This window comes from Roseomonas sp. SRI_022 (assembly GCF_057586215.1).
In genome coordinates this window covers 209318-232047 of record NZ_JBYCZL010000007.1, presented here as the reverse complement: position 1 = coordinate 232047, position 22730 = coordinate 209318, and the positions used below count along the sequence as shown (strand labels likewise).

The 22730-nt window shown below is 69.9% G+C and carries 22 protein-coding genes; 7 read left to right on the top strand and 15 right to left on the bottom strand.

Features of this window, described 5'->3' with window-relative positions:
* The first annotated feature begins 182 nt into the window (after positions 1-182).
* On the top strand, positions 183-1556 hold the full coding sequence (locus tag AC2YHJ_RS09585; protein ID WP_487395613.1) for a M23 family metallopeptidase: 1374 nt from the start codon (positions 183-185) through the stop codon (positions 1554-1556).
* A gap of 45 nt (positions 1557-1601) precedes the next feature.
* On the opposite strand, the gene clpB is transcribed toward AC2YHJ_RS09585, so the two are convergent.
* Positions 1602-4187, bottom strand: a complete 2586-nt coding sequence (gene clpB / locus AC2YHJ_RS09580; RefSeq protein ID WP_487395611.1) for an ATP-dependent chaperone ClpB — start codon at positions 4185-4187, stop codon at positions 1602-1604.
* 109 nt (positions 4188-4296) lie between these two features.
* On the opposite strand from clpB, the gene AC2YHJ_RS09575 reads away from it, so the two are divergent.
* The gene (locus AC2YHJ_RS09575; RefSeq protein WP_487395610.1) at positions 4297-5061 is read left to right on the top strand and encodes an MOSC domain-containing protein; all 765 of its coding nucleotides are present in this window, start codon (positions 4297-4299) and stop codon (positions 5059-5061) included.
* 22 nt (positions 5062-5083) lie between these two features.
* On the opposite strand, the gene AC2YHJ_RS09570 is transcribed toward AC2YHJ_RS09575, so the two are convergent.
* The 9 genes from AC2YHJ_RS09570 to AC2YHJ_RS09530 all read right to left on the bottom strand — a co-directional run bounded on the left by AC2YHJ_RS09570 (position 5084) and on the right by AC2YHJ_RS09530 (position 14060).
* Complete coding sequence (locus tag AC2YHJ_RS09570) at positions 5084-5551, bottom strand: DUF4167 domain-containing protein (RefSeq protein ID WP_487395608.1); 468 nt, start codon at positions 5549-5551, stop codon at positions 5084-5086.
* Between the two features lie 240 nt (positions 5552-5791).
* Positions 5792-6661, bottom strand: a complete 870-nt coding sequence (prmC, locus tag AC2YHJ_RS09565; protein WP_487395607.1) for a peptide chain release factor N(5)-glutamine methyltransferase — start codon at positions 6659-6661, stop codon at positions 5792-5794.
* A 124-nt stretch (positions 6662-6785) separates the two neighbouring features.
* Positions 6786-7841, bottom strand: a complete 1056-nt coding sequence (prfA, locus tag AC2YHJ_RS09560) for a peptide chain release factor 1 (RefSeq protein WP_487395606.1) — start codon at positions 7839-7841, stop codon at positions 6786-6788.
* Positions 7838-9085, bottom strand: a complete 1248-nt coding sequence (gene hisS, locus AC2YHJ_RS09555; protein ID WP_487395605.1) for a histidine--tRNA ligase — start codon at positions 9083-9085, stop codon at positions 7838-7840. Before hisS ends, prfA begins: the two co-directional genes overlap by 4 nt.
* A 24-nt stretch (positions 9086-9109) precedes the next feature.
* Positions 9110-9544 carry a hypothetical protein gene (locus AC2YHJ_RS09550; protein WP_487395604.1) on the bottom strand — a complete coding sequence of 145 codons (435 nt, stop codon included), beginning with the start codon at positions 9542-9544 and terminating at the stop codon, positions 9110-9112.
* A complete protein-coding gene (gene ispG / locus AC2YHJ_RS09545; protein ID WP_487395603.1) occupies positions 9541-10686 on the bottom strand; it encodes a flavodoxin-dependent (E)-4-hydroxy-3-methylbut-2-enyl-diphosphate synthase in 1146 nt (381 codons plus the stop codon). Before ispG ends, AC2YHJ_RS09550 begins: the two co-directional genes overlap by 4 nt.
* Positions 10687-10767: 81 nt before the next feature.
* Entirely contained in the window at positions 10768-11724 is a 957-nt protein-coding gene (locus AC2YHJ_RS09540) for a helix-turn-helix domain-containing protein (protein WP_487395602.1), read from the bottom strand.
* Between the two features lie 75 nt (positions 11725-11799).
* Entirely contained in the window at positions 11800-12792 is a 993-nt protein-coding gene (locus AC2YHJ_RS09535; protein WP_487395617.1) for an NAD(P)H-dependent flavin oxidoreductase, read from the bottom strand.
* Between the two features lie 44 nt (positions 12793-12836).
* The gene (locus AC2YHJ_RS09530) at positions 12837-14060 is read right to left on the bottom strand and encodes an aspartate kinase (protein WP_487395600.1); all 1224 of its coding nucleotides are present in this window, start codon (positions 14058-14060) and stop codon (positions 12837-12839) included.
* 144 nt (positions 14061-14204) lie between these two features.
* On the opposite strand from AC2YHJ_RS09530, the gene ubiG reads away from it, so the two are divergent.
* Positions 14205-14939, top strand: a complete 735-nt coding sequence (gene ubiG / locus AC2YHJ_RS09525; protein WP_487395598.1) for a bifunctional 2-polyprenyl-6-hydroxyphenol methylase/3-demethylubiquinol 3-O-methyltransferase UbiG — start codon at positions 14205-14207, stop codon at positions 14937-14939.
* On the opposite strand, the gene AC2YHJ_RS09520 is transcribed toward ubiG, so the two are convergent.
* The 5 genes from AC2YHJ_RS09520 to AC2YHJ_RS09500 all read right to left on the bottom strand — a co-directional run bounded on the left by AC2YHJ_RS09520 (position 14920) and on the right by AC2YHJ_RS09500 (position 18911).
* Positions 14920-15636, bottom strand: a complete 717-nt coding sequence (locus AC2YHJ_RS09520) for a hypothetical protein (RefSeq protein ID WP_487395596.1) — start codon at positions 15634-15636, stop codon at positions 14920-14922. The genes ubiG and AC2YHJ_RS09520 overlap by 20 nt on opposite strands.
* Positions 15637-15657: 21 nt before the next feature.
* The gene (locus tag AC2YHJ_RS09515; protein WP_487395595.1) at positions 15658-16152 is read right to left on the bottom strand and encodes a DUF1178 family protein; all 495 of its coding nucleotides are present in this window, start codon (positions 16150-16152) and stop codon (positions 15658-15660) included.
* 87 nt (positions 16153-16239) lie between these two features.
* On the bottom strand, positions 16240-16497 hold the full coding sequence (gene grxC / locus AC2YHJ_RS09510; RefSeq protein WP_487395594.1) for a glutaredoxin 3: 258 nt from the start codon (positions 16495-16497) through the stop codon (positions 16240-16242).
* Between the two features lie 31 nt (positions 16498-16528).
* The gene (locus AC2YHJ_RS09505) at positions 16529-17320 is read right to left on the bottom strand and encodes a double zinc ribbon domain-containing protein (RefSeq protein ID WP_487395592.1); all 792 of its coding nucleotides are present in this window, start codon (positions 17318-17320) and stop codon (positions 16529-16531) included.
* Position 17321: 1 nt separating this feature from the next.
* Positions 17322-18911 carry a rhodanese-like domain-containing protein gene (locus AC2YHJ_RS09500; RefSeq protein ID WP_487395591.1) on the bottom strand — a complete coding sequence of 530 codons (1590 nt, stop codon included), beginning with the start codon at positions 18909-18911 and terminating at the stop codon, positions 17322-17324.
* Positions 18912-19035: 124 nt separating this feature from the next.
* Between AC2YHJ_RS09500 and AC2YHJ_RS09495 the strand changes: the two genes are divergently transcribed.
* The 4 genes from AC2YHJ_RS09495 (at position 19036) to AC2YHJ_RS09480 (ending at position 22723) form a co-directional block, all read left to right on the top strand.
* Positions 19036-19923, top strand: coding sequence for a methyltransferase domain-containing protein (locus AC2YHJ_RS09495; protein WP_487395590.1), 888 nt, complete (start codon positions 19036-19038; stop codon positions 19921-19923).
* Positions 19924-19997: 74 nt separating this feature from the next.
* Entirely contained in the window at positions 19998-20804 is an 807-nt protein-coding gene (gene map / locus AC2YHJ_RS09490; protein WP_487395589.1) for a type I methionyl aminopeptidase, read from the top strand.
* A 119-nt stretch (positions 20805-20923) separates the two neighbouring features.
* A complete protein-coding gene (gene radC / locus AC2YHJ_RS09485) occupies positions 20924-21673 on the top strand; it encodes a RadC family protein (protein WP_487395588.1) in 750 nt (249 codons plus the stop codon).
* Between the two features lie 75 nt (positions 21674-21748).
* Positions 21749-22723 (top strand): S1C family serine protease, encoded by a 975-nt coding sequence (locus AC2YHJ_RS09480; RefSeq protein ID WP_487395587.1) that lies wholly within the window; start codon positions 21749-21751, stop codon positions 22721-22723.
* Positions 22724-22730 lie beyond the last annotated feature (7 nt).

Genomic DNA, 22730 nt, shown 5'->3' with positions numbered 1-22730 from the left:
TTACGGGCCTCCCCGGGGTATGTCAAACGGGTTTCAGCAGGTTTCGTACTATGCGCTGAGCGCATGGCTTGCCCTCTTGATCTCTCGCGAGACTCGAAGGTCACGGATTAACGTCTTGTCACTCCTCCTCGTTCCGTGCCCCAAAGCCCCGAGAAACCGCAATCAAGGAGGTCTCCCCGAAGATGCGGCTCCGCCCGGCCATCGCCATTGTCGCGCTCTGTGCGCTCTATCCCGCCGCCAGATTCATCCCGGCTCCCTTCTCCTCCTCCGACCTCGCCGAGGTTGAGGCATCCAAGCCAGAAGCGACGGTAGCGGTAGCTTCAATTCCAGAGGCAGCCCCGTCCCCGGCGGCAACGCCGCCCGAAACAGGCCCCCAAACCGAACCGCCTCCGCTCGACACCCCCGCCCCCCTGGCCGCAGCAGAACCGGAAGCGGAGCCCGAGCCGCAGGAACGTGTCCTCACGGTGGGCCGCGGCGATACCCTGGCCCGCCTCCTCGAAAGCGCCGGCGCCGATGCCGCGGATGCCCATGCCGCCATCGCCCGCCTGGCCCAGCACTTCCGCCCGACCTCCCTGCGCCCGGGCGATGAGGTCGCCATCCGCCTCTCCCCTGACGAAACACCCCTCCTGTTGGAGGTCGAGGTGGAACCCGAACCGGGCCGCACCGTCCGCGCCCGGCGCCAACCCGACGGGGGCTGGCTTGCCGAACAGACCATCGCCACCCGCACCCGCTATCTCGTGCGCGCCGAGGGTGTGGTCGATGGCGGGCTCTTCCCGGCGCTGACGCGCGCCGGCGTGCCGGCGGGCATGACGCTGTCGCTCATTCGCATCCTTGGCCATCAGGTCGATTTCCAGCGGGACCTGAAGCCCGGCGACAGCTTCGCCATCCTGTTCGACCGCTTCCGCGACAGCGATGGGGACATCCTGGGCCACGGCCAGGTCATCCGCGCCACGCTGACCCTATCCGGCCGTACGCTCGAGGTCTGGCGCCACAAGGACCGGAATGGCACCACCGACTGGTACGACCAGCAGGGCCACAGCCTGCGCCGGTCCTTCCTCCGCACGCCACTCGACGGCGCGCGCATCTCCTCGGGCTTCGGGCTGCGCAGCCATCCGGTGCTCGGCTTCAACCGCATGCATCAGGGGATCGACTTCGCGGCGCCGACCGGCACGCCCGTCTATGCCGCAGCCGACGGCACCGTGGTCTCGGCCAAGCGCGAGGGTGGGTATGGCCTGATGGTGCGCATCCGCCACGCCGGCGGCGTCGAGACGCGCTACGCGCACCTCTCGCGCTTCGGCCGCAGCATCTCGGCATCCCGCAGGGTACGGCAGGGCGATGTCATCGGCGCGGTCGGCTCCACCGGCCTCTCGACCGGTCCGCATCTGCATTACGAGGTTGCGACGGGCGGCCGCGCCGTGGATCCGTCGCGCCACGTACAGCAGGCGACGCGTCTGGCCGGCGCTGAACTCAGCGCCTTCCGTTCCCGCCAACGCACGTTGGATCGTGTCGTCGCCAGCCTCGGCGCACGTCATGAAGTCGCGATGGCGAGCGACTGAGAGGGATGCGGGCCGGCGGCATGATCCGCCGGCCCGCACCATGCTTCACGCGGCGGCCGCGAGGTCCGTCCGAACCTCGAGGCCATCCGGCGAAGCGGTGACGCGCACCACATCCCCATCCTTGATGCTGCCTTCCAGCAGCAGTCCGGCAAGGCGGTCCTGCAAGTTCCGCTGGATGACGCGCTTCAGCGGCCGCGCCCCGTAGATCGGGTCATAGCCCGCCTCGGCGAGCCATTCGCGCGCCTTGTCGTCCAACTCCAGATTCACCTTGCGGTCCTCCAGCAGCTTCAGCAGCCGCTGTAGCTGGATATCGACGATCGAGGCCATGTCGCCACGCGCCAGGCGCCGGAACAGCACCACCTCATCCAGCCGATTCAGGAACTCCGGCCGGAAGCGCTCCCGCACCGCCCGCATGACCGCTGGCCGTGCCGCATCGATCTCGGCATTCTCCGGCAGTTCGGCGATCGCCTGGCTGCCGAGGTTGCTCGTCAGCACGATGATCGTGTTGCGGAAGTCGACCGTGCGTCCCTGCCCGTCCGTCAGCCGCCCGTCGTCGAGCACCTGGAGCAGGACGTTGAAGACATCGTCATGCGCCTTCTCGACCTCGTCGAACAGAATCACCTGGTACGGACGCCGCCGGACGGCTTCCGTCAGCGTGCCGCCTTCCTCATAGCCGACGTAGCCCGGCGGTGCGCCGATCAGCCGCGAGACCGCGTGCTTCTCCATGAACTCGGACATGTCGATGCGCGTCATCGCCCGCTCGTCGTCGAACAGGAACTGCGCGAGCGCCTTCACGAGCTCCGTCTTGCCGACGCCTGTCGGCCCGAGGAACAAGAACGAGCCGATCGGGCGATTGGGATCCTGCAGCCCCGCTCGCGCGCGGCGCACCGCCTTGGAGACGGCTTCCAGCGCCTCCTCCTGGCCGACGACGCGCTTGCGCAGCGCATCCTCCATGCGCAGCAGCTTGGCGCGCTCGCCCTCGAGCATCTTCTCGACCGGCACGCCGGTCCAACGGCTCACGACCGCAGCGATGCCTTCCTCGGTCACCGCCTCATTCACCAATCGCGCATCACCGGACCCGGCTTCGGCAATCTTCTTCTCGAGCTGCGGGATGGTGCCGTAGAGCAGTTCCGACGCCTTGGTGAGATCACCCTTACGCTGCGCGAGCTCGACCTCGGTGCGCGCCTTGTCGAGCTGTTCCTTCAGCTTCTGGCTCTCGACGACCTGCGCCTTTTCTGATTCCCAGCGCTGCGTCATCTCGCGGGAACTCTCCTCGAGATCGGCGAGCTCCTTCTCGAGCTTCTGCAGCCGGTCCTTCGAGGCGACGTCCTGTTCCTTCTTCAACGCCTCGCGCTCGATCTTGAGTCGCATCAGGTCACGGTCGATCGCGTCCAATTCCTCAGGCTTCGAATCTACCTGCATGCGCAGGCGGGACGATGCCTCGTCCACCAGGTCGATCGCCTTGTCCGGCAGGAAGCGGTCGGTGATGTAGCGGTTCGACAGCGTCGCAGCCGCCACCAGCGCGCTGTCCGTGATGCGGACGCCGTGGTGGAGCTCATACTTCTCCTTGATGCCGCGCAGGATCGAGATGGTGTCCTCGACGGACGGCTCACCCACGAAGACGGGCTGGAAGCGCCGCGCGAGTGCGGCGTCCTTCTCGACATGCTTGCGGTACTCGTCGAGCGTCGTCGCACCGATGCAGTGCAGTTCCCCGCGCGCCAGCGCCGGCTTCAGCAGGTTGGACGCATCCATCGCGCCATCCGCCTTGCCTGCCCCGACCAGCGTATGCATCTCGTCGATGAACAGGATGATGTCGCCCTCGGCCTGCTGCACTTCCTGCAGCACGCCCTTCAGGCGTTCCTCGAACTCGCCGCGGTACTTCGCCCCGGCAACCATGGCGCCGAGGTCGAGCGCCATCACCTTCTTGTCCTTCAGCGCCTCCGGCACGTCGCCCTTCACGATGCGCAGCGCGAGGCCCTCGACGATCGCCGTCTTGCCGACGCCGGGCTCGCCGATCAGCACCGGGTTGTTCTTGGTGCGTCGCGCCAGCACCTGGATCGACCGGCGGATCTCCTCGTCGCGCCCGATCACCGGGTCGAGCTTGCCCTCCCGCGCCACCGCGGTGATGTCGCGCGCGTACTTCTTCAGCGCGTCGAAGGATTCCTCCGCATTCTGGCTGTTGACCGTGCGGCCCTTGCGCAGGTCGGCGACCGCCTTCTCCAGCCGCTGCGGGTCGGCCCCGACATCCCGGAAGGCTCGGCCGACATCACCCTCGCTCGCGGCCAGCGCCACGAGCAGGCGGTCCTGCGCCACGAACTGGTCGCCGGCCTTGGTCGCCTGCTGCTGCGCCGCATCCAGCACGCGCACGATATCCGGCGTGAATTGCGGCTGCCCCGCCCCGCCGCCCGAAACCTTCGGCAGCTTGGCCAGCGCGGCCTCAATCGCCTGCTTCACACGGGTGGGATCGCCCCCCGCGGCGCGGATGAGCCCACTGGCGGCACCTTCGGTATCATCCAGCAACGCCTTGGCCAGATGGGCCGGCGTCACCTGCTGGTGATACTCGCGGATCGCGATGGTCTGGGCGGCCTGCAGGAAGCCGCGGGCCCGGTCGGTAAACTTCTCTATGTCCATTCTGTCCCTCTCCTGAGCGGACGGCACGACCCACCCCCGATCGGGCAGCGGGCGCGCCTTGATGGACCACCATGTGGTATGCGTCCTTGATCTGCTTCAAGGGGGCGCCATGCGCATCGAGACCATCTATCGCTACCCCGTGAAGGGCTTGACCGCCGAGGCCCTGGAGGAGGTTGCCCTCACCCCCGGCGAGACCCTGCCCCACGACCGCCGCTTCGCCCTGGCGCAGGGCGATGCCGCCTTCGACCCGGCCGCGCCGACTTGGCTGCCCAAGCGCAATTTCGGCTGCCTGATGGTCAATGCGCGGCTCGCCCTGGTGCATTCGGCCTTCGACGCGCGCAGCGGCGAATTGCTGCTGCGCCTGCCGGGTCAGCAGCCCGTGGTCGCCAGCACCCGCCGGGACGACGGCCGCGCCGCGATCGCCGCGGCACTGACCGCCTATCTGGGTGAGGAAGCACGCGGCACGCCCCGCTTCGTCGAGGCCCCTGGTCACTCCTTCTCCGACGTCGCGAAGAAGGTCGTCTCCATCATCGGGCTGTCGAGCCTGCATGCGCTCGAGAAGGCGAGCGGCATGACGCTCGACCCGCTGCGCTTCCGCGCCAATGTCTATGTCTCGGGCGGCCGCCCGTGGGCGGAATTCGACTGGATCGGGCAGGAGATCCAGCTCGGCCAGACGAAGCTGCGCGTGGTCAAGCGCATCGTGCGCTGCCCGGCGACCGAGGTGAACCCCGGGACCGGCGAACGCGACGCGCAGCCGCCGCGCTGGCTGCGCGAGCATTTCGGCCATGCCGATCTCGGCGTCTATGCCGAGGTGATCGAAGGCGGGCGCATCGCGGTGGGCGACGCGCTAGAGGCATTGGCGCCGGCGGATTGACGCCGGCGCCCCGCCATCCGGCTCAGGCCGGCTCGCGTGCCTCGCCAGCAACCTCGGCGGCCTCGGCTTCAGGCAGGTCGGGCCCGTTCTGGCCGTTCACTTCCATGGCCTCGCCCTGCGGCTCGCCTTCACCCTCGCCTTGGCCCTGGAAGCGGCGCTGCTGCGTCTGCTGATGCTGCGCGGCCGCCTGGTTCATGGCGTTAAGAATGCGGAAATAGTGCTCCGCATGCTGGAAGTAGGATTCCGCCATCACCCGGTCGCCGCCGCTCGTCGCGTCACGGCCGAGCTGCAGGTACTTCTCGAACAGCTGCTGCGCCGTGCCGCGCAGACGCATGTCCGGGCCAGAGGAATCGAAGACGTGGTTGCGGTTCAGCGGCTGGCGATCACCGCCGCCGCCGCCACCTCCGCCGCCACCCCCGCCATGCCGGAAGTGCCCGCCACCCCCGCCGTGGCGATTGCCGCCGCGGCCACGCATGCGCTTGATGTTCATCGTATCGTGTATCGCTGTCCTGCACCCGATCCGCCCTGCGCATCGCAGCCCGTGTGGGGCGGCCATGCGAACCGACGGTCGGCATTGTTGCATCCAGGCGGTCCCGACCATGGCGCGGGCTAAGCCCGCTGTCTGCCTGGTCCGGTACGGATGCGGCACTTCGCCGGATCCAGACCGCTGGACCGACCATACAAGCGGCCCGCCGCGCCGCCAAACCCTTTTCTGGGCATTCCTGCCGGATCAATCCACCCGGAGCACCACGGCCCGGTCGATCCCGCCAAGATCCCGCCGCGTTGCGACCGGTTCCAGCCCCGCCGCGCGGGCCAGGGCCTCGACCGCCGGGCGCTGGCCCTGCCCGATCTCCAGCACCGCCCGCCCGCCAGGTGCGAGAAGCCCCGGCAGCGCCCGTGCCAGCCGGCGGTAAGCATCCAGCCCGTCGGCCCCGCCATCCAACGCCAAGGCGGGTTCGAACCGGGCGACCTCCGGCATCAGGCCCGGCACCGCCGCCGTCTCTATATAGGGAGGGTTGGACAGGACGAGGTCGAATCGGCCGCTGATCGCCTCCGCCCAATCCCCGCAGAAGAAGGCAGCCCGCCCGGCCAACCCGTTCGCCGCGGCGTTCCGCGTAGCCAGCGCCGCGGCGGCGGGGGCCAGGTCCACCCCGATCCCCATCGCCCCGGGGCGCTCGGCCAGCACCGCCAGAAGCAGCGCCCCCGTCCCGGTGCCGAGATCCAGCACCCGCCGGATCTGCATGGAGGCCTCGAACGCAGCCAGGGCCGCCTCGACGATCGCTTCCGAGTCGCCGCGCGGGATCAGCGTGGCGGGCGTGGTTTCGAGCGTCAGGGTCCAGAAGCCGGCATGGCCCAGCAGATGGGCCATCGGCTCCCGCGCCGCGCGCCGCCGCAGCAGGCCCCCGAACGTCGCGGCCGCCGGCGCCGGGACCGGCGCGCGCGGGTCGCGCAGCAGATCCTCCTCCCGGCAGGCCATCGCATGGGCGAGCAGCATGCGCGCCTCCTGCCGCGGCGCCTCGATGCCGGCGCCGCGCAGCACCTGCCCCGCCTGGCACAGGAAGGCGCCGACCGACCCGCCCGGATCGGCGCAGCCACTCATGCCGGCGAGCCCTTCGGCTGACCCGGTATTCGAGTCGCCATTTGACGCGCAGCCGCCACAGGAACCCTGCGCTCTATATCGATTACGCAACCAATGGCGACGTCATCGGTAACGCTCGGCGGTATCATGCCGCGTCGGCGGCGAGGCGGGCCGCCTGGTCCTCGGCCGTCAGGGCGTCGATGATTTCGTCGAACTCGCCCAGCATGACGCGGTCGATCTTGTGCAAAGTCAGGCCGATCCGATGGTCCGTCACCCGGCCCTGGGGGAAGTTGTAGGTGCGGATGCGCTCGGACCGGTCGCCGGTGCCGACCTGGCCCTTGCGGTCCGCCGCGCGGGTCGCGGCCAGGGTCGCGCGCTGCTGCTCGAACAGCCGGGCGCGCAGCACCTTCATCGCCTTGGCGCGATTCTTGTGCTGCGACTTCTCCTCCTGCATCGCCACCACGATGCCGCTCGGCAGGTGGGTGATACGCACAGCGGAATCGGTCTTGTTCACGTGCTGCCCGCCGGCGCCTGAGGCTCGGTAGGTGTCGATGCGCAGATCGGCATCGTTCACCTGGACGTCAACCTCCTCCGCCTCCGGCAGCACGGCGACAGTGACGGTGGAGGTATGGATGCGCCCTTGCGTCTCGGTGGCCGGCACGCGCTGGACGCGATGCACGCCGCTTTCGTATTTCAGCCGGGCGAAGACGCCGCGGCCATTGATCTCGGCCGTCGCGCCCTTGATGCCGCCGAGGTCGCTCTCGTCGTAGTCCAGCAGTTCGAAGCGCCAGCCGCGCGTTTCGGCATACCGCTGATAGGCGCGGAACAGCTCGGCGGCGAACAGGCCGGCCTCGTCGCCACCTGCCGCCGGGCGCACTTCCAGGATGGCGCTGCGCTCATCCGCCGTATCGCGGGGTAGCAACAGGATACGGATCTCGCGCTCCAGCGCCGGGACGCGGTCCTTCTGCTCCAGCCATTCGGCCTCGGCGAGGTCCTTCATCTCGGGATCGGCCATCAGCGCCTGGGCATCGTCGCGCGCACGCTCGGCGGTGCGAAGCTCGCTGACCTTCTCGACCAGCGGCTCCAGCTCCGACAACTCCTTCGACAGCGCGCCGATATCGGCACCCGGCGCGGTCGAGAGGATGTGGCGCAATTCCTCCGCGCGGGAGAGCAGCCGATCGAGGCGCGCGGGCAGGCTCATCCGAGCCGCCCCGGCACCTCCGCGAGCGGCACCTTCTCCTGCGTGCCGGCATCGAGGTCGCGCAGCTGCGCAACGCCGGCGGCGATTTCCTCATCCCCCAGGATGACCGCAGCACGGGCACCAATGCGGTTGGCGCGTTCCATCCGGCGCTTGAGATTGCCGCGATAGGCGATCTCCGCGACAACCCCGGCACGGCGCAGCGCCTGCATCAGGTTGAGCGCCGGACCTTCCGCCGCGTCGCCGACCGGGATCACCGCGACCGGGCGTGGCGCGGGCGGTGTCAGGCCGCCATCCTCCAGCAGCAGGGACAAGCGCTCCATGCCCGCCGCCCAGCCGACGCAGGGGGTGGGCGGGCCGCCCATCTCCTCGACCAGGCCGTTGTAGCGCCCGCCGCCCATCACCGTGCCCTGCGCGCCGAGCCGGTCCGTCACGAATTCGAACGCCGTATGGCTGTAGTAGTCGAGGCCGCGCACGATCCGCGGATTGCGCCGGAACGGCACGCCGAAGCGGGCGAGGTGCTTCTCCACGCTCGCGTAGAAGGCCGCCGCGTCCGGCGTCAGATAGGGATCGATGGTCGGCGCGCCCGCGACGATGGCGCGGTCGCCCTCATCCTTGGAATCGAGGATGCGCTGCGGGTTCTTCTCCAGCCGCACGCGGCTGTCCTGGCTCAGCGATTCCCTGTGGGCGGTGAAATAGGCGACGAGGGCCGCGCGATACGCCTCGCGCGATGCCGCATCGCCGAGCGTGTTCACCTCCAGGATCGTACCCTCGGCGATGCCCAGCTCCTGCAGGACATGCCATCCGCAGGCGATCACCTCGGCATCCGCGAGCGGCTCGGCTGCGCCCATCACCTCGATGTCGATCTGGTGGAATTGGCGGTATCGGCCCTTCTGCGGCCGCTCGTAGCGGAACATCGGGCCGGTGTAGAAGATCTTCCGCGGCAAATTGGCCTGGGTCAGTCCATTGCTGACCAGGGCGCGGCACAACCCCGCCGTCGCCTCGGGCCGCAGCGTCACGGAATCACCGCCGCGATCCTCGAAGGTGTACATCTCCTTCGATACGACGTCCGAGGTGTCGCCGAGGCCCCGGCTGAAGACGCGGGTATCCTCGAAGATCGGCGTCGCCCATTCCTCGAAGCCATAGAGCGCGGCGATGCGGCGCGCCGTCGTCGCGACATGGTGCATGCGCCGGAAATCGTCGCCGATGAAATCGCGCGTGCCGCGAACGGGCTGAAGGGCTGTCATGCCAATGTTTCCGGTATCGAAGGTCTAGAAGCGGCGGCGCTGCTGCGGCTGTGGCTGCTGCTGGGCCGTCGCACGGGCAGGCCGGAGGAGTTCCTCCCGCGCGGTATTGGCCACGCGCGCGGCCATCGCAAGTGTGCGCCGGTAACTCTCCAGATCGCCATCGTCCAGGCAGGCGGAGAACTCACCGACATCCACCAGGCCACGCAGCCGCCCGGCCCATTGGTCCAGCCAGGCGAGCGTCACGATCCCCTGGTTCCTGCCCTCCGGATCGATGCCGGTGGACAGCACGCTCGCATGCTGGCGGATCACCAGCGTCGCCTCCATGGCGCGATTGTTGATCTCGGCGCAGGACACGGAGCCACCCGGGCTGGAAGCCCCATCGGCCGGCGCGTCCACCTGCGCGCGCGCGGCAGGCACGGCGGCGAGCCCCGCCAGCAGCAGGATCGGAAGCAGCCTCATTCCGCAGCCTGCTGCTTCGGTTCGGCTGCCGCTGCCGCTGCCCGCTTCTCTGCCGCCATGGCTTCGGCCCGCGCCGTCACCAGCGCCACAATATGGTCCACCATCTCCTCGGAGCGGATGGTGTGGTCCGTCTTGCCGGCGGCATAGACCATATGCGTGCCGGCCCCGCCGCCCGTCAGGCCGATATCGGTCATCAGCGCCTCGCCCGGCCCGTTCACGACGCAGCCGATGATCGACAGGCTGATAGGCTGGTCGATATGGGCGAGGCGTTCCTCCAACTTCTCGACCGTGCGGATCACGTCGAAGCCCTGCCTGGCGCAGGACGGGCAGGAGATGATCTTCACACCGCGATGGCGCAGATGCAGGGATTTCAGCATCTCCCAGCCGACCGAAACCTCCTCCTCCGGCTCCGCGCTCAGGGACACCCGCAGCGTGTCGCCTATGCCGGCCCAGAGCAGGGAGCCGAGGCCGATCGCGCTCTTCACCGTGCCGGCGCGCCGCCCGCCCGCCTCGGTGATGCCGATGTGCAGAGGGTGGTCGCAGGCCTCGGCGAGTTGCTGATAGGCCGCGGCGGCGAGGAAGACATCCGACGCCTTCACGCTGATCTTGAACTCGTCGAAGCCCTCCTGGAGGAGGTGGTCGGCATGCCACAGCGCGCTCTCGACCAGCGCCTCCGGGTTCGGCTCACCGTACTTCTCCAGCAGGTGCTTTTCGAGGCTGCCGGCGTTGACCCCGATGCGGATCGAACAGCCATGGTCGCGCGCGGCCTTCACGACCTCCTTCACGCGCTCCTTGGAGCCGATGTTGCCGGGATTGATGCGCAGGCAGGCGGCCCCGGCCTGGGCCGCCTCGATGGCACGACGATAGTGGAAGTGGATGTCGGCGACGACCGGGACGTTCACCTCGCGCACGATCTCGGCCAGCGCGGCGGTGCTCTCCTCGGTCGGGCAGGAGACGCGGACGATGTCGACGCCGGCGACTTCGCAGCGGCGGATCTGTTCGATCGTCGCCTTGGCGTCCTCGGTCGGCGTGTTGGTCATGGTCTGGACAGTGATCGGCGCATCGCCGCCGACGCGGACCTTGCCGACGCCGATCTGCCGCGAGATGCGGCGCTGGATCTGCTGGTAGGGGCGGTAGGACATGCTGGCTGATCGGTCCTTCGGCTCGCCGTCAATATGACGATGCGGGACGCGCTTCGGAAGGCGCCTTGAGCGCCGCGGCTGTCAGGGGCGCGGCGTGGCCGGCTGGGCGGGCCTCGGGGCGGGCTGCGCCGGGGTCGGTGCGGCGGGCTGTGCGGCCGCCGGCCGCGCCGGGGCTGCGGCATCCGCAGCCGGGGCGGGGCGCAGGCGATCGACCTCCAGCGCGATGCCGCGGCGCACGCCGGTCGCACCGGTCAGGGTGGTGTTGGCTGCCGCCTCCCCATCCAGCACGAATTCGAGGTTCTCGGCCTTGCCGGTGGTCAGCACGAAACCGTCCCGGTTCGGCACCGCAAAGGTGTCGCCGCTGCGCAGCACCCGGTCCACCAGGTTGCGGTTCTCGCGCGTGTCGCGCACCTGGATCCAGGCCTCACCCCGCGCACGGATCACGATGCGCGGTTCGTTCGGATCGCGCGGCGGGGCGGCGGGGACCGGGGCCGCAGCCGCCGCCGGCGGCGGTGCCGGGGTGAGCGGCGCCGCCTGGGGCGAGCCGCCTTCACGCAGCCGGGTGCCTTCCTGGGCCGCCTGCTCCAGCCGGGGCGGCAACGGCGGCACGGAATCCACGACGCGGTTGCCCGACCCGGTCCAATTGTACCAGGCGACATAGGCGCCAATCGCCATCACCACGCCGACCGCCACCAGGGCGCCCGCCGGCATCCCGCGGGAGGGCACCGGTTCGGGGAAGACCAACTCGCCGGACTTCGACACGGCCCCACCGGTCACATCCCGGAAGCGGCGCACCGCCTCATCCGGATCCAGGCCGAGCGCGCTCGCATAGGACCGCACGAAGCCGACCGCATAGGCTGAACCCGGCAGGTCCTTTACGCGCCCTTCTTCCAGCGCATGGATGTACCGCCGGTTGATGCGCAGATGCTCGGCCATGTCCTCGACGCTGGCGCCAAGGGTCAGGCGCGCCTCGCGCAGATCCTCACCAACGCGGGCGGCTTCGGCGGCAGTGATGTCGGGGCGTTGGTTGCGCTTCATGGGGGTCCAGGATCGACCGGCGGCTTCTAGCCCGCGAGGCCATGCCCGCAAAGGCCAATCCAACCGGGCAGGCGATCAGGCGGCATTGGAACGCCGCGCGGCGATCGCCACGGCGGCCTGGTCGATCAGCTCGCGGATGATCTCTGCGGTCGGTTGTTCCTTCGTGACCATGCCGACGGACTGGCCGGCCATCAGGGACCCGTTCTCAACATCGCCGTCGATCACCGCGCGGCGCAGGGCACCAGCCCAGTAATGCTCAATGTCGAGCTGCGCGGCGTCTTTCTCGACCTCACCGGCGCGGAAGCGGCGGATGGTTTCGGCCTGGAACTCCAGGAAGCGCTTCGTGCCGGCGTTCTGCAGCGCACGCACCGGAATGACCGGGAACGCATCGTCCAACTGGACCGTCGGCATCGCATCGCGCGCATTGCCGCGGATGAAGGCGTGCTTGAAGGCCGGATGCGCAATGCATTCGGTGGCGCAGACGAAACGGGTGCCGAGCTGTGCGCCCGCCGCCCCCATTTCGAGATAGGAAAGGATCGCCTCGCCCCGTCCGAGGCCGCCTGCGACGAAGACCGGAACCTCGGAAATATGGGGCAGGATCTCCTGCGCCAGCACGTTCAGCGAGACGGGACCGATATGTCCCCCGGCCTCGGAGCCTTCGATCACCAGCGCATCGGCACCGCTGCGGATCATCCGCTTGGCCAGCACCAGGGCGGGGGCGAAGCAGACGACCTTCGCACCGCCATCCTTGGCTTTCTTGATGGCGCTGCCCGGCGGAATGCCGCCGGCGAAGACGATATGCCCGACCTTCGCCTCCAGGCAGGCATCGACAAGTTGGTCAAGCCGCGGGTGCATGGTGATCAGGTTCACGCCGAAAGGCTTCTGCGTGAGCGCCTGCGTCCCGGCGATTTCCTCGGCGAGGCGTGGCGGTTCCATTGCGCCGCAGGCGATCACGCCGAAGGCCCCGGCATTGGACAGGGCGGCGACGAGGTGCCGCTCGCTGACCCAGGACATCGCACCGCCCATCAGCGCGTAGCGGCTGCCGAAAAAGGCAGCCCCGCGCGCCATCAGCCGGTCAATCTCGGCATAGGCCCAATCTGGCGCGATGCCGGTCACGCCGGCGCATCCAGCCCATAGGCCGTGTGCAGGGCGCGCACCGCGAGCTCGGTGTAGTCGGCCGCAACCAGCACGGACACCTTGATCTCGGAGGTGGAGATCACCTGGATGTTGATCCCCTTCTCCGCCAGCGCCTTGAACATGGTGTTGGCGACACCTGCATGGCTGCGCATGCCGATCCCAACCACGCTGATCTTGGCAACGTCCGGATCGGCGATCAGTGCCTCGAAGCCGAGCTCGCCCTGCGCCTTGCCCAGCACATCCTGCGCGCGGGCGAGGTCCGCCTTGCCGACCGTGAAGGTCATGTCGGTGGTGCTGTCGGCGCCGATGTTCTGGACGATCATGTCCACATTCACATTGGCTTTCGCCATGGCGCCGAACACGGCCGCCGCCACGCCCGGCCGGTCCGGCACGCGACGCAGCGTCACCTTGGCATCGTCGCGGGAATACGCGATGCCGGAAACCACGGGCTGTTCCACGATCTCGTCCTCATCAACCACGAGCGAACCGGGCTTGTCCTCGAAGCTCGAGACGACCTGCACCCGCACGCCGAGTTTCATTGCCAGTTCGACCGAACGGGTCTGCAGCACCTTCGCACCAACCGAGGCCAGTTCGAGCATTTCCTCGAAGGAAATGCGTTCCAGCTTGCGGGCGCGCGGCACGATGCGCGGGTCGGTCGTGTAGATGCCGTCCACATCCGTATAGATGTCGCAGCGGTCGGCCTTCACTGCGGCCGCGACAGCCACGGCCGACAGGTCCGACCCGCCGCGGCCGAGTGTCGTGATCCGGTGGCGCGTGTTCTCCACACCCTGGAAGCCCGCGATGACCGGCACCTGCCCGGCTTCCATGCGTTCGATCAGCAGGGCGCCGTCGATCTTCTCGACCCGCGCCTTGCCATGTGCCTGGTCGGTGATGACCGGCACCTGCCAGCCCTGCCAGGACCGGGCATCGACGCCGATCGTCTGCAGGGCGATGGCGGTCAGGCCGGTCGTCACCTGCTCGCCGGTCGCGACGACGGTGTCGTATTCGCGCGCGTCGTGCAGCGGCGAGAGGTCCTGGCACCATTTGACCAGCTGGTTGGTCACGCCGGACATGGCCGAGACCACGACGGCGACCTGGTGGCCGGCATCGACCTCCCGCTTCACGCGGGCGGCGACATTGCGGATGCGGTCGAGATCGGCGACGGAGGTGCCGCCGAACTTCATGACGATACGGGCCATAGGCGGCGGTCTGGTTCCTGGGGCCGGGCGGGGAAACGCCAGCGCCGGCGGTTGCGCCGGGCGACGGGGCGGGACAGATACCGATGGGGCGGGCCATGCGCAACCCGCGCCGTGATCGGGCCCCCGGCCCTGGAAGGGACCACCATGTCGCAGGCCGGCACGATGCTGGGGGCGGAGATCGCCAAATTCGACGCGCTGGCGGCCCGCTGGTGGGACCCGGACGGCCCGATGAAGCCGCTGCACCGGATGAATCCGCTCCGCACCGGCTGGATCGCCGAGCGCCTGGCCCGCCACCACGGCCGCGATCCGGGAACGGCCGATGCCTTGGCGGGCCTGACCCTGCTGGATGTCGGCTGCGGCGCCGGCCTGGCCTCCGAGGCCATGGCTCGCCGGGGCGCCATCGTCACCGGCCTCGACGCCGCCGGGGAGGCACTGGAGGCCGCCCGCGCCCATGCCGCCGCCGGCGGCCTGTCCATCACCTACCGGGAAGGCCTGCCCGAGGACCTGCCGGCCGGCGAGGCATTCGACGCCGTCATCGCGCTCGAGGTCATCGAGCATGTCGCCGATCGGGATGCCTTCCTCGCCGCCCTGGCGCGGGCGACAAAGCCGGGCGGGCTGGTCTTCCTGTCCACGCTGAACCGCACGCCGCGCTCCTTCCTGATGGCGAAGCTCGGCGCGGAATACCTGCTGCGGATGCTGCCGGTCGGCACCCATGACTGGAAGATGTTCGTGACACCCTCGGAACTGGGCACCGGGCTGCGGGGCGCCGGTCTGCCGGTGGCCGACATCGCCGGCATGGTCATGGACAAGCTGACCGGGCGCTGGCACGCCAGCCGCGATGTCGCGGTCAACTACATCATCATGGCCCGGAAGGCGTGAGGCGCCGGTAGCCCATGGCGTCCAGATAGGGCGCGAAGGCGGCGTCGAGGCTGTCCCGCTCCGTCGCGCCGAGTTCCGCGACGTGGCGTTCCGGCACCGCCTTGTTGCGATGGGTGAAGGCGATCCGCCCGGCATAAAGGCGGACCGGCCAGACCGGGCCGCGCAGCCCGAGATGCGCCTTGATGGCCGCGATGGCCTCGTTCATCCGGAAGGCGCAGGTCTCGTAGCGCAGTTCCAGCAGCCGCGGCAGACCGCGCCAGGCCTCGAGTTCCCCAAGGTAGTCCCCCACGCGCGCCGCCGCGTCCGCGAGCGTCACGAATTCGGCGAAAGCGCTTTCCCCTTCGGCGCGGGCGGCGCGGCCGGCATCGCAGAGCGACAGGCAGATGTCCCGGGGATCGCGGTGATTGACGATCGCGGCCGCTTGCCCCCGCGCCGCCAGGTCGCGATAGGCCGCCGCCCAATCCGGCCCCGGCGCGTCATGCGTCTTGACGATGAGGATGCGCTCGCCGACCCGGGCGGCCAGCCGCCACAGCATTTCCGGTTCAAGGCGCTGCTGGAAGTTCACCTTGTGCCCGGGCGTGCGCAGAGGCGGCGGCAGCAAGCGCTGCGGGTGGCCGCCGACGATCGCTGCGGCGCGCGCGATCTGGAAGGCCAGCGTGCTGCCGGATTTCGGCACCCCGTAGCTGAAGACGAGCATCGCGCGCCTCCAGCCCCGCGGTCAGCCGTCGGCGCGGGGCACCCAGGGGATGCGGCCCACCTCGATGCCCTCGTCGCGCAGTGCCTCGGCCTCGGCGTCGCTCGCCTCACCGAAGATGCCGCGACGTTCCGATTCGCCGCGCTGCATTCGGCGCGCCTCCTCGGCAAAATCATTGCCGACGTAGTCGCAGTTCTTCTCCACCTCGGCGCGCAGCTTCTGCAGCATGGCCCGCACTTGCGCCGGCATCGGGCCCGCCGCGGCGGGCGGCGCCTCGGCGGGGGTGGCGGGCGGCGTCGGCTCGGCGGGCGGGGCCGGCACGACGGCATTGCGCGCCGGGCGGCCCTTCTTCGGGATGGCGGGCGCCATCAGCGCGCGGGCAACATCGGTGCCGCCGCAGGCCGGGCATTCAACCAGCCTGGCCTTCACCAGCGTCTCGAAGGCCGCGCTGTCCTTGTACCAGCCGTCGAAGGCGTGCTCCTCGGCCGTACTGGTGCAGCGCAACTGGTAGTGGATCATCGCCTAGTCATCCCTGGCCGGACCGGTCGCCCCGGCCGTGCCATCCCATCATGTGGCATTGCGATGACGGAAGTGCCAGACGGCATCCTAACCGGCCAGCAGCGGGTCGAGCTTCCCGGCGCGGTCCAGCGCATGCAACTCGTCAGACCCGCCGATCGGCTGCCCGTCGATGAAGACCTGCGGCACCGTGGTCCGCCCGCCGGACCGGCTGGTCGCCTCCGTCCGCGCGGCCGACCCGTTCGGGGCGTAGATCTCCTCATAGGGCACGCCCTTGCGGTCGAGCAGCGCCTTCGCGCGCGCACAGTATCCGCAGAAGTCCTGAACATAGATCTCGATCTTGGCCATGGCCGCAGAATTGGCGCACCACGGCAGGAGATCAAGCCACCCCGAGGCGCGGGTCAGGCACGCGTGCCACGGCGAGCACATCGACCGCCGCCGCCCCGCCTGCCAGCAGGGCCGTCGCGCAGGCATCGGCCGTCGCGCCGGATGTCATGACATCATCCACCAGCAGCACCTGTCGCCCGACCAGACGCGCCGCACCGCGGCGGGACACGGCGAAGGCGCCCTCCACGGTGATCGCACGCTCCATCGCCCGTCGGTCGCCGAGCGGCGGGGTTGCGCGCTGCCGCCGCAGCAAATCGGGGACGACCGGCCGGCCGGTGATGCCACCGAGCGCGCGCGCCAGCAGCGCCGCCTGGTCGTATCGTCGCCGCAGCAATCTCCGCCAATGGGCCGGGACCGGGACAATGATCTCGGCCCGCGCCAGCAGCGGCGCCCCCGCGCGCGCCATCTGCCGTGCCAATGGCCATGCGAGGTCCGTCCGGTCGCCATGCTTGAAGGGCAGGATCAGGCGCTTCGCGCCCTCCCCATAGCGCAGGGCGGCGCGGGCGGTGCGGAAGGCCGGGCTGCGGCGCTCGCAGCCGGCGCACAGCAGGCCGCCCGATGCGGCCAGCGCCGGCGCCTGTCCGGCATGGGCGAAAGGCACGCCGCAACGTTCGCAGAACGGCGCGGTGACGGGGGAAAGCGCCGCGAAGCAGGCGGCGCACAGCGTCCCCTGCTCGCTGACATCGGCCTCGCAAGCCAGGCAGCGGGGTGGCAGCAACGCATCAAGCAGCCACGCCGAGGCGCGCCGCGCCCCCAGGGCCAGGCGCTGCAGCCCGGCGGGCAAGTCAGGCCCAGGCGCCGAAGGGCGCGTCGCCGTCCTTCTCGACCTCATGCACCAGGTCGATCTCCCAGGAGAGGTAGGCGTGCATCGCCTCCTCCACCCCGTCGTTCCGGTCGTAGGGGCGAAGGTAGAAATCCACGCAATCGGCATCCGCCGGATCGCGACGGTCGGCCGCCATCGGGAAGCCCGCCGCCGCCCAGCCCCTGGTGCCGCCGGCCAGGATCCTCACCGGGGCCTTGGCAAAACCCTGCAGTTCCGCGGCCGCAAGACGCGCCTGCGCTTCCTCCGGCGCCGCGACCACGATCTGGCGGTCGCCCGTCAGCCGGCCGGCCAGGCGGGACAGGCGCGTGCGGATGCCCCAGATCGCCCCGGGCACATGCCCGTCGCGGAAGTCGATGGAGCGTGCGAGGTCCACCACCTGCACCGCCCCCTCACCGGCCAGCACCGCCAGTTCGGCCGGCGTCACATGGGGGACGCGCAGCGCATCGGCCTCCGGGGAGCTTGGCGCCCAGGCGCCTTCCTCGATCCGGCCGGACAGGCCATCGGTCAGCACGATCACGTCCCAGCCGCCGAGCTGGCGCAGCCATCCGCCCGTCATGCGCGCCCGCACGCCGGTATCGTCCACCAGCACGATTCGCGCCCCGCGCACGGCGACCCACTGGTCGGTCGCCTGCACCAGCTGCCCGCCGGGGGCGGAGCGGCTGTCGATCAGATGCCCGGCGGCGAATTCGGCCGGGTCGCGGACATCGAGGAGATAGGTCGTGTGCGCCGCATCCCCCTGCATCGCTTCGAATTCGGCACGCGAGGCGAAACGCACGCCATGCTTGCGTGCGAAGCGGTCGGCGCGCTCGAAAGCGGTTTCGACCGCCGCGGGGGTGCGATCGGGGTAGCGATCGGTGCGGCCGCGGTCGCAGGTGAAGCCGGCCAGTTCCCAACCCATCGTGCCGTTGCGCAGCGCCACCACCTTGTTCGGAACGCCGGCGCTGCGCAGCGACTCCGCGCCCAGGATCGACCGTGTCCGCCCGGCGCAGTTGACCACGATCGTCGTCTCGGGCCGGGTGACGAATTCGCCGATACGATAGACCAATTCACCACCCGGCACGTTCACCGCGGTCGGGATGGTCATGCGGCGGAACTCGTCGATCGGGCGGCTGTCCAGCACCACCATGTCGGTGCCGGCGTCCATCATCGCCTTGAGCTCAGCCGGATCGACCGAGGGCGTCTCGTAGTGATGCTCGATCCATTCGCCGAAGGCCTTAGAGGGCACGTTGACGCCGGAGAAAGCGGTGTAGCCCGCCGCCAGCCATGCCGGTGTGCCGCCATCCAGCACGGACACATCGGTGCAGCCGATGCCTTCGAGATAGGCGGCGAGGCGGGCGGCATAGCCCTCCCCGTCATCGACGCAGACCACGCGCGCGGCGCGGCGCGGCAGCAGCGTGCGGGCGCGGAATTCCATCTTCGACAGCGGACAGGGCACCGCCCAGAACAGGTGGGACCGGCCGAATTCCCCTTCCTCCCGCGCATCGAGGATGGCGAGTTCCCGGCCATCCGCGATCCAGCCCTTCAGCGTCGCGGCATCGATCATCTTCGGCATGCGTTTCCTGTCCCTGCCCGCGCTGCGGCGCGTCGTTACCTGGGGTCGGACGCTACGGCGGAACGGCCCGGGCGGGAACCTCCCCGGCTTGCCGCGCGCCGCGTGGGGGCGCATCTGTCCGCCCATGGCCGACCCGACCGAGATCTTCGACCGCCGCCTGGTGCGGCGCCGGCGCGACCGCGCGGCCGCCACCCAGCATCGCGTAGCACCCATCCTGGCCGAGGCCGCTGATCGCCTGCTCGACCGGCTGGACGATACCACCCGTCGCTTCACCCGGGCACTCGAGATCGGTGGCCGGGGGGAGATCGCGCCGCGGCTCGCCGCGCGCGGCGTCCAGCATGTCGTCTCCGCCGACCTCTCCGCGGCGCTGGCCGGGCACGCTGGGGGGCTGCCGGTCGCGATGGACGAAGAATGGCTGCCCTTCGCCGAGGGGAGCTTCGACCTGGTGGTCGCCTTCCTGTCTCTGCACTGGGTGAACGACCTGCCCGGCGCGTTGGTGCAGATCCGCCGCGCTATGGCGCCGGATGGCCTGTTCCTGGCCATGCTGCCCGGCCTGCCGACAATGCAGGAACTCCGCGCCGCGACGGCCGAGGCCGAGGCCGAGCTGCGCGGCGGGCTGTCACCGCGCGTGTCCCCCTTCCCCGAGCTGCGTGACGGCGCGGGGCTGCTGCAGCGCGCCGGCTTCGCCATGCCGGTCGCGGATGCGGACGAGATCCCCTTGGTCTATCGCGACCCCTTCGCGCTGTTCGCGGATCTCCGGGCCGCCGGGGAAACCAATGCAGTGCTGGCACGCGACACGCGCATACCGCCGCGCTCGCTGTTTCCGCTGGCTGCCGCGCAGATGCCCCGCGCGGCCAGGGGCATCCCGGTCACGCTGCGGCTGATCGTGCTGACAGGCTGGTCTCCGGGCGAAGGCCAGCCGAAGGCCGCTCGGCCAGGCAGTGCTTCGGCACGGCTCGCCGACGCGCTCGGAACTGTCGAACGCGGAACCGGGGAGAAGGCGGGCGACTGATCCCGCGTGCTTGCAACCGGGGGGGCGCGGGCGCATCTTCCGGTCTCATTTTCTCAAGCTTTGTGGATAGCTCAATGGAGCAGCAGGGCGGCGAACCCCGTCGCATCACCATCCATCGCCCCGAGGATTTCGCGGGCATGCGCAAGGCGGGCCGCCTCGCCGCCGAGACGCTCGACATGATCGCGGCCCATATCCGCCCCGGCGTCACGACGGGCGAGATCGACCAGCTGTGCCATGATTTCATGGTTGGCCACGGGGCGGTTCCGGCGACGCTTGGCTATCGCGGCTACACCAAATCGTCCTGCACCTCGGTCAACCACGTAGTCTGCCATGGCATTCCCGGTGACCGCGTGCTGGCGGATGGCGACATCGTCAACATCGACGTCACCGTCATCCTCGATGGCTGGTATGGCGACACCAGCCGGATGTTCGTCGCCGGCACGCCATCCACCAAGGCGCGGCTGCTGATGGACGTGACCTATGAATCGATGATGCGCGGCATCGCCGCGATCAAGCCGGGTGCGACGCTCGGCGATGTCGGCCACGCCATCCAGACCTATGTCGAGCGGCAGCGCTTTTCCGTGGTGCGCGACTTCTGCGGCCACGGCATCGGGCGCCATTTCCATGAACCGCCGAACGTCCTGCATTTCGGCCGGCCCGGCGACGGGCCGAAGCTGCGACCGGGCATGTTCTTCACCGTTGAGCCGATGGTGAATGCCGGCCGGCCGGAGGTGAAGATCCTCGACGATGGCTGGACCGCAGTGACGCGCGACCGGTCGCTCTCCGCCCAGTACGAACACATGATCGGCGTGACCGACACCGGAGTGGAGATCTTCACCCTGTCCCCGGCGGGCCTGCACAAGCCGCACCAGGGCAGCTGACCCGGCGGGGCCGGCCCTGCCCGCGTGCCATCACGGATATCGTTGATATTCGTGAGATTCGATCTACCATGGGTTGCTCATTCGCCGGCCCCTCCGGTCGGACCTCCCATGGACCGGGCATGTCGCGCAGCAAGCACTTCGCCGAGGCCAGCCCCGGCCTTCTGCTCGGGCTTCATGCCCCTGCCAGCGAGGCCGACCCCCCGGGTCACCTCGGGCATCGTGCGCGCATGCGCGCGAAGCTGCTGACCGCCGGCCCCGACGCGCTGCTCGATCATGAACTGCTGGAGATGGTGCTGTTCCTGGCGCTGCCGCGGCGCGACACCAAGCCGATCGCGCGCGCGCTGATCGCCCGGTTCGGTTCCTTCGCCAATGCGCTTTCGGCACCGCTCGCCGACCTGCGCGAGGTCGAGGGTCTCGGCGAGGCGGGTGCGGCCGCGCTGCGCGTCGTTCAGGGCGCGGCGCTGCGCCTCGTCCGTGCCGAAGTGATGGACCGTCCGGTGCTCAACAACTGGGACCGGCTGCTGGCCTACCTGACTGCCGCGCTGTCGCGCGAGCGGGTCGAGCAGTTCCGCGTCCTGTTCCTCGACACCCGCAACCGCCTGATCGCCGACGAGGCCCAGGCGCGCGGCACCGTCAACCACACGCCGGTCTATCCGCGCGAGGTCGTGCGCCGCGCGCTCGAGCTCCAGGCCACGGCCTTGATCCTTGTGCACAACCATCCCTCCGGGGATCCGACGCCATCGCGCGCGGATCTCGAGATGACGCAGGAGGTGAAGGCAGCCGCCGCGGTGCTCGGCATCGTGCTGCACGACCACCTGATCGTGGGCAATGGACGTCATCTGTCCTTCCGGCGCGAAGGATTGCTCTGAAGGATTTCGCGCGGCGTACGCCACATCACGCCGCAGCCGTTGACCTTATGGGCCACGACCCGGCACGCTTCGCCCATGCGCTACACCCTGCCGATCGTCGCGTTCGCCGCTGCCTGCGCCGCGCTTCCGGCCATCGCCCAGAAGCCTGGCGGATCGCTCGGCAACCTGCCGCCGCCCTCTGCTCCGCAATCACCGCAGCTCCGTCCGGGGCCATCGCCCGGCAGGCCTGCACCCGGGCCGCAGATGGCGCTGCCGCGCGACAAGCCCCCGCCGCTCGGAGCACGACCGCAACAGGCAGCCCCGCAATCGCCGGGGGGCCGCGCACCCGGCCAGATGGCCGCCTTGCCGCGCAGCAAGCCGCCGCCGCTCGGCGCCGCGGCAGCCGCCGCGCCCGGCAGTCCGGGCCGGCAGCAGCCGCGCGACGTTTCCTCCGGCACCGGTTTCGTCGTGGCGCCGCGCCAGGTCATGACCAACCATCACGTCGCCGAGGGCTGCACCGCGATGATCGCGCGCAACGCCGCGGGGCAGGAGGTCGCGGCAACGGTGATCGCCGTGGATGCACAGCGCGACTTGGCGCTTCTGCGGACCGAGGCCGATGCCGGTCCCGTCCTGCCCTTCCGCCGCACCGCCGAGGTGCGACGCGGGGAGAACGTCGTGACCTACGGCTTCCCGCTCGCGGGGCTGCTGTCCTCCGGCCCGACGCTGACGACGGGCGACGTCTCAGCACTGGCTGGGCTCGGCGACAATCCGCGCCAGATCCAGATCAGCGCGCCCGTCCAGCAGGGCAATTCCGGCGGCCCGCTCCTTGACCTGCGCGGGCATGTGGTGGGCGTGATCGTGTCCAAGCTGAATGCGCAGCGCATCGCGCAGGCGACCGGTGACATTCCGCAGAACGTGAATTTCGCGGTGAAGCACACGGAAGCGGTGGACTTCATGCGTGAGCACGGCGTCCAGCCTCAGCTCGAGGACCCGACGGCGGCGCTGCGTACGGCCGCCGAGATCGGCGAGGTCGCACACGCCTCGACCGTGTTCCTCCGCTGCCTGCGCTGACGGGGCC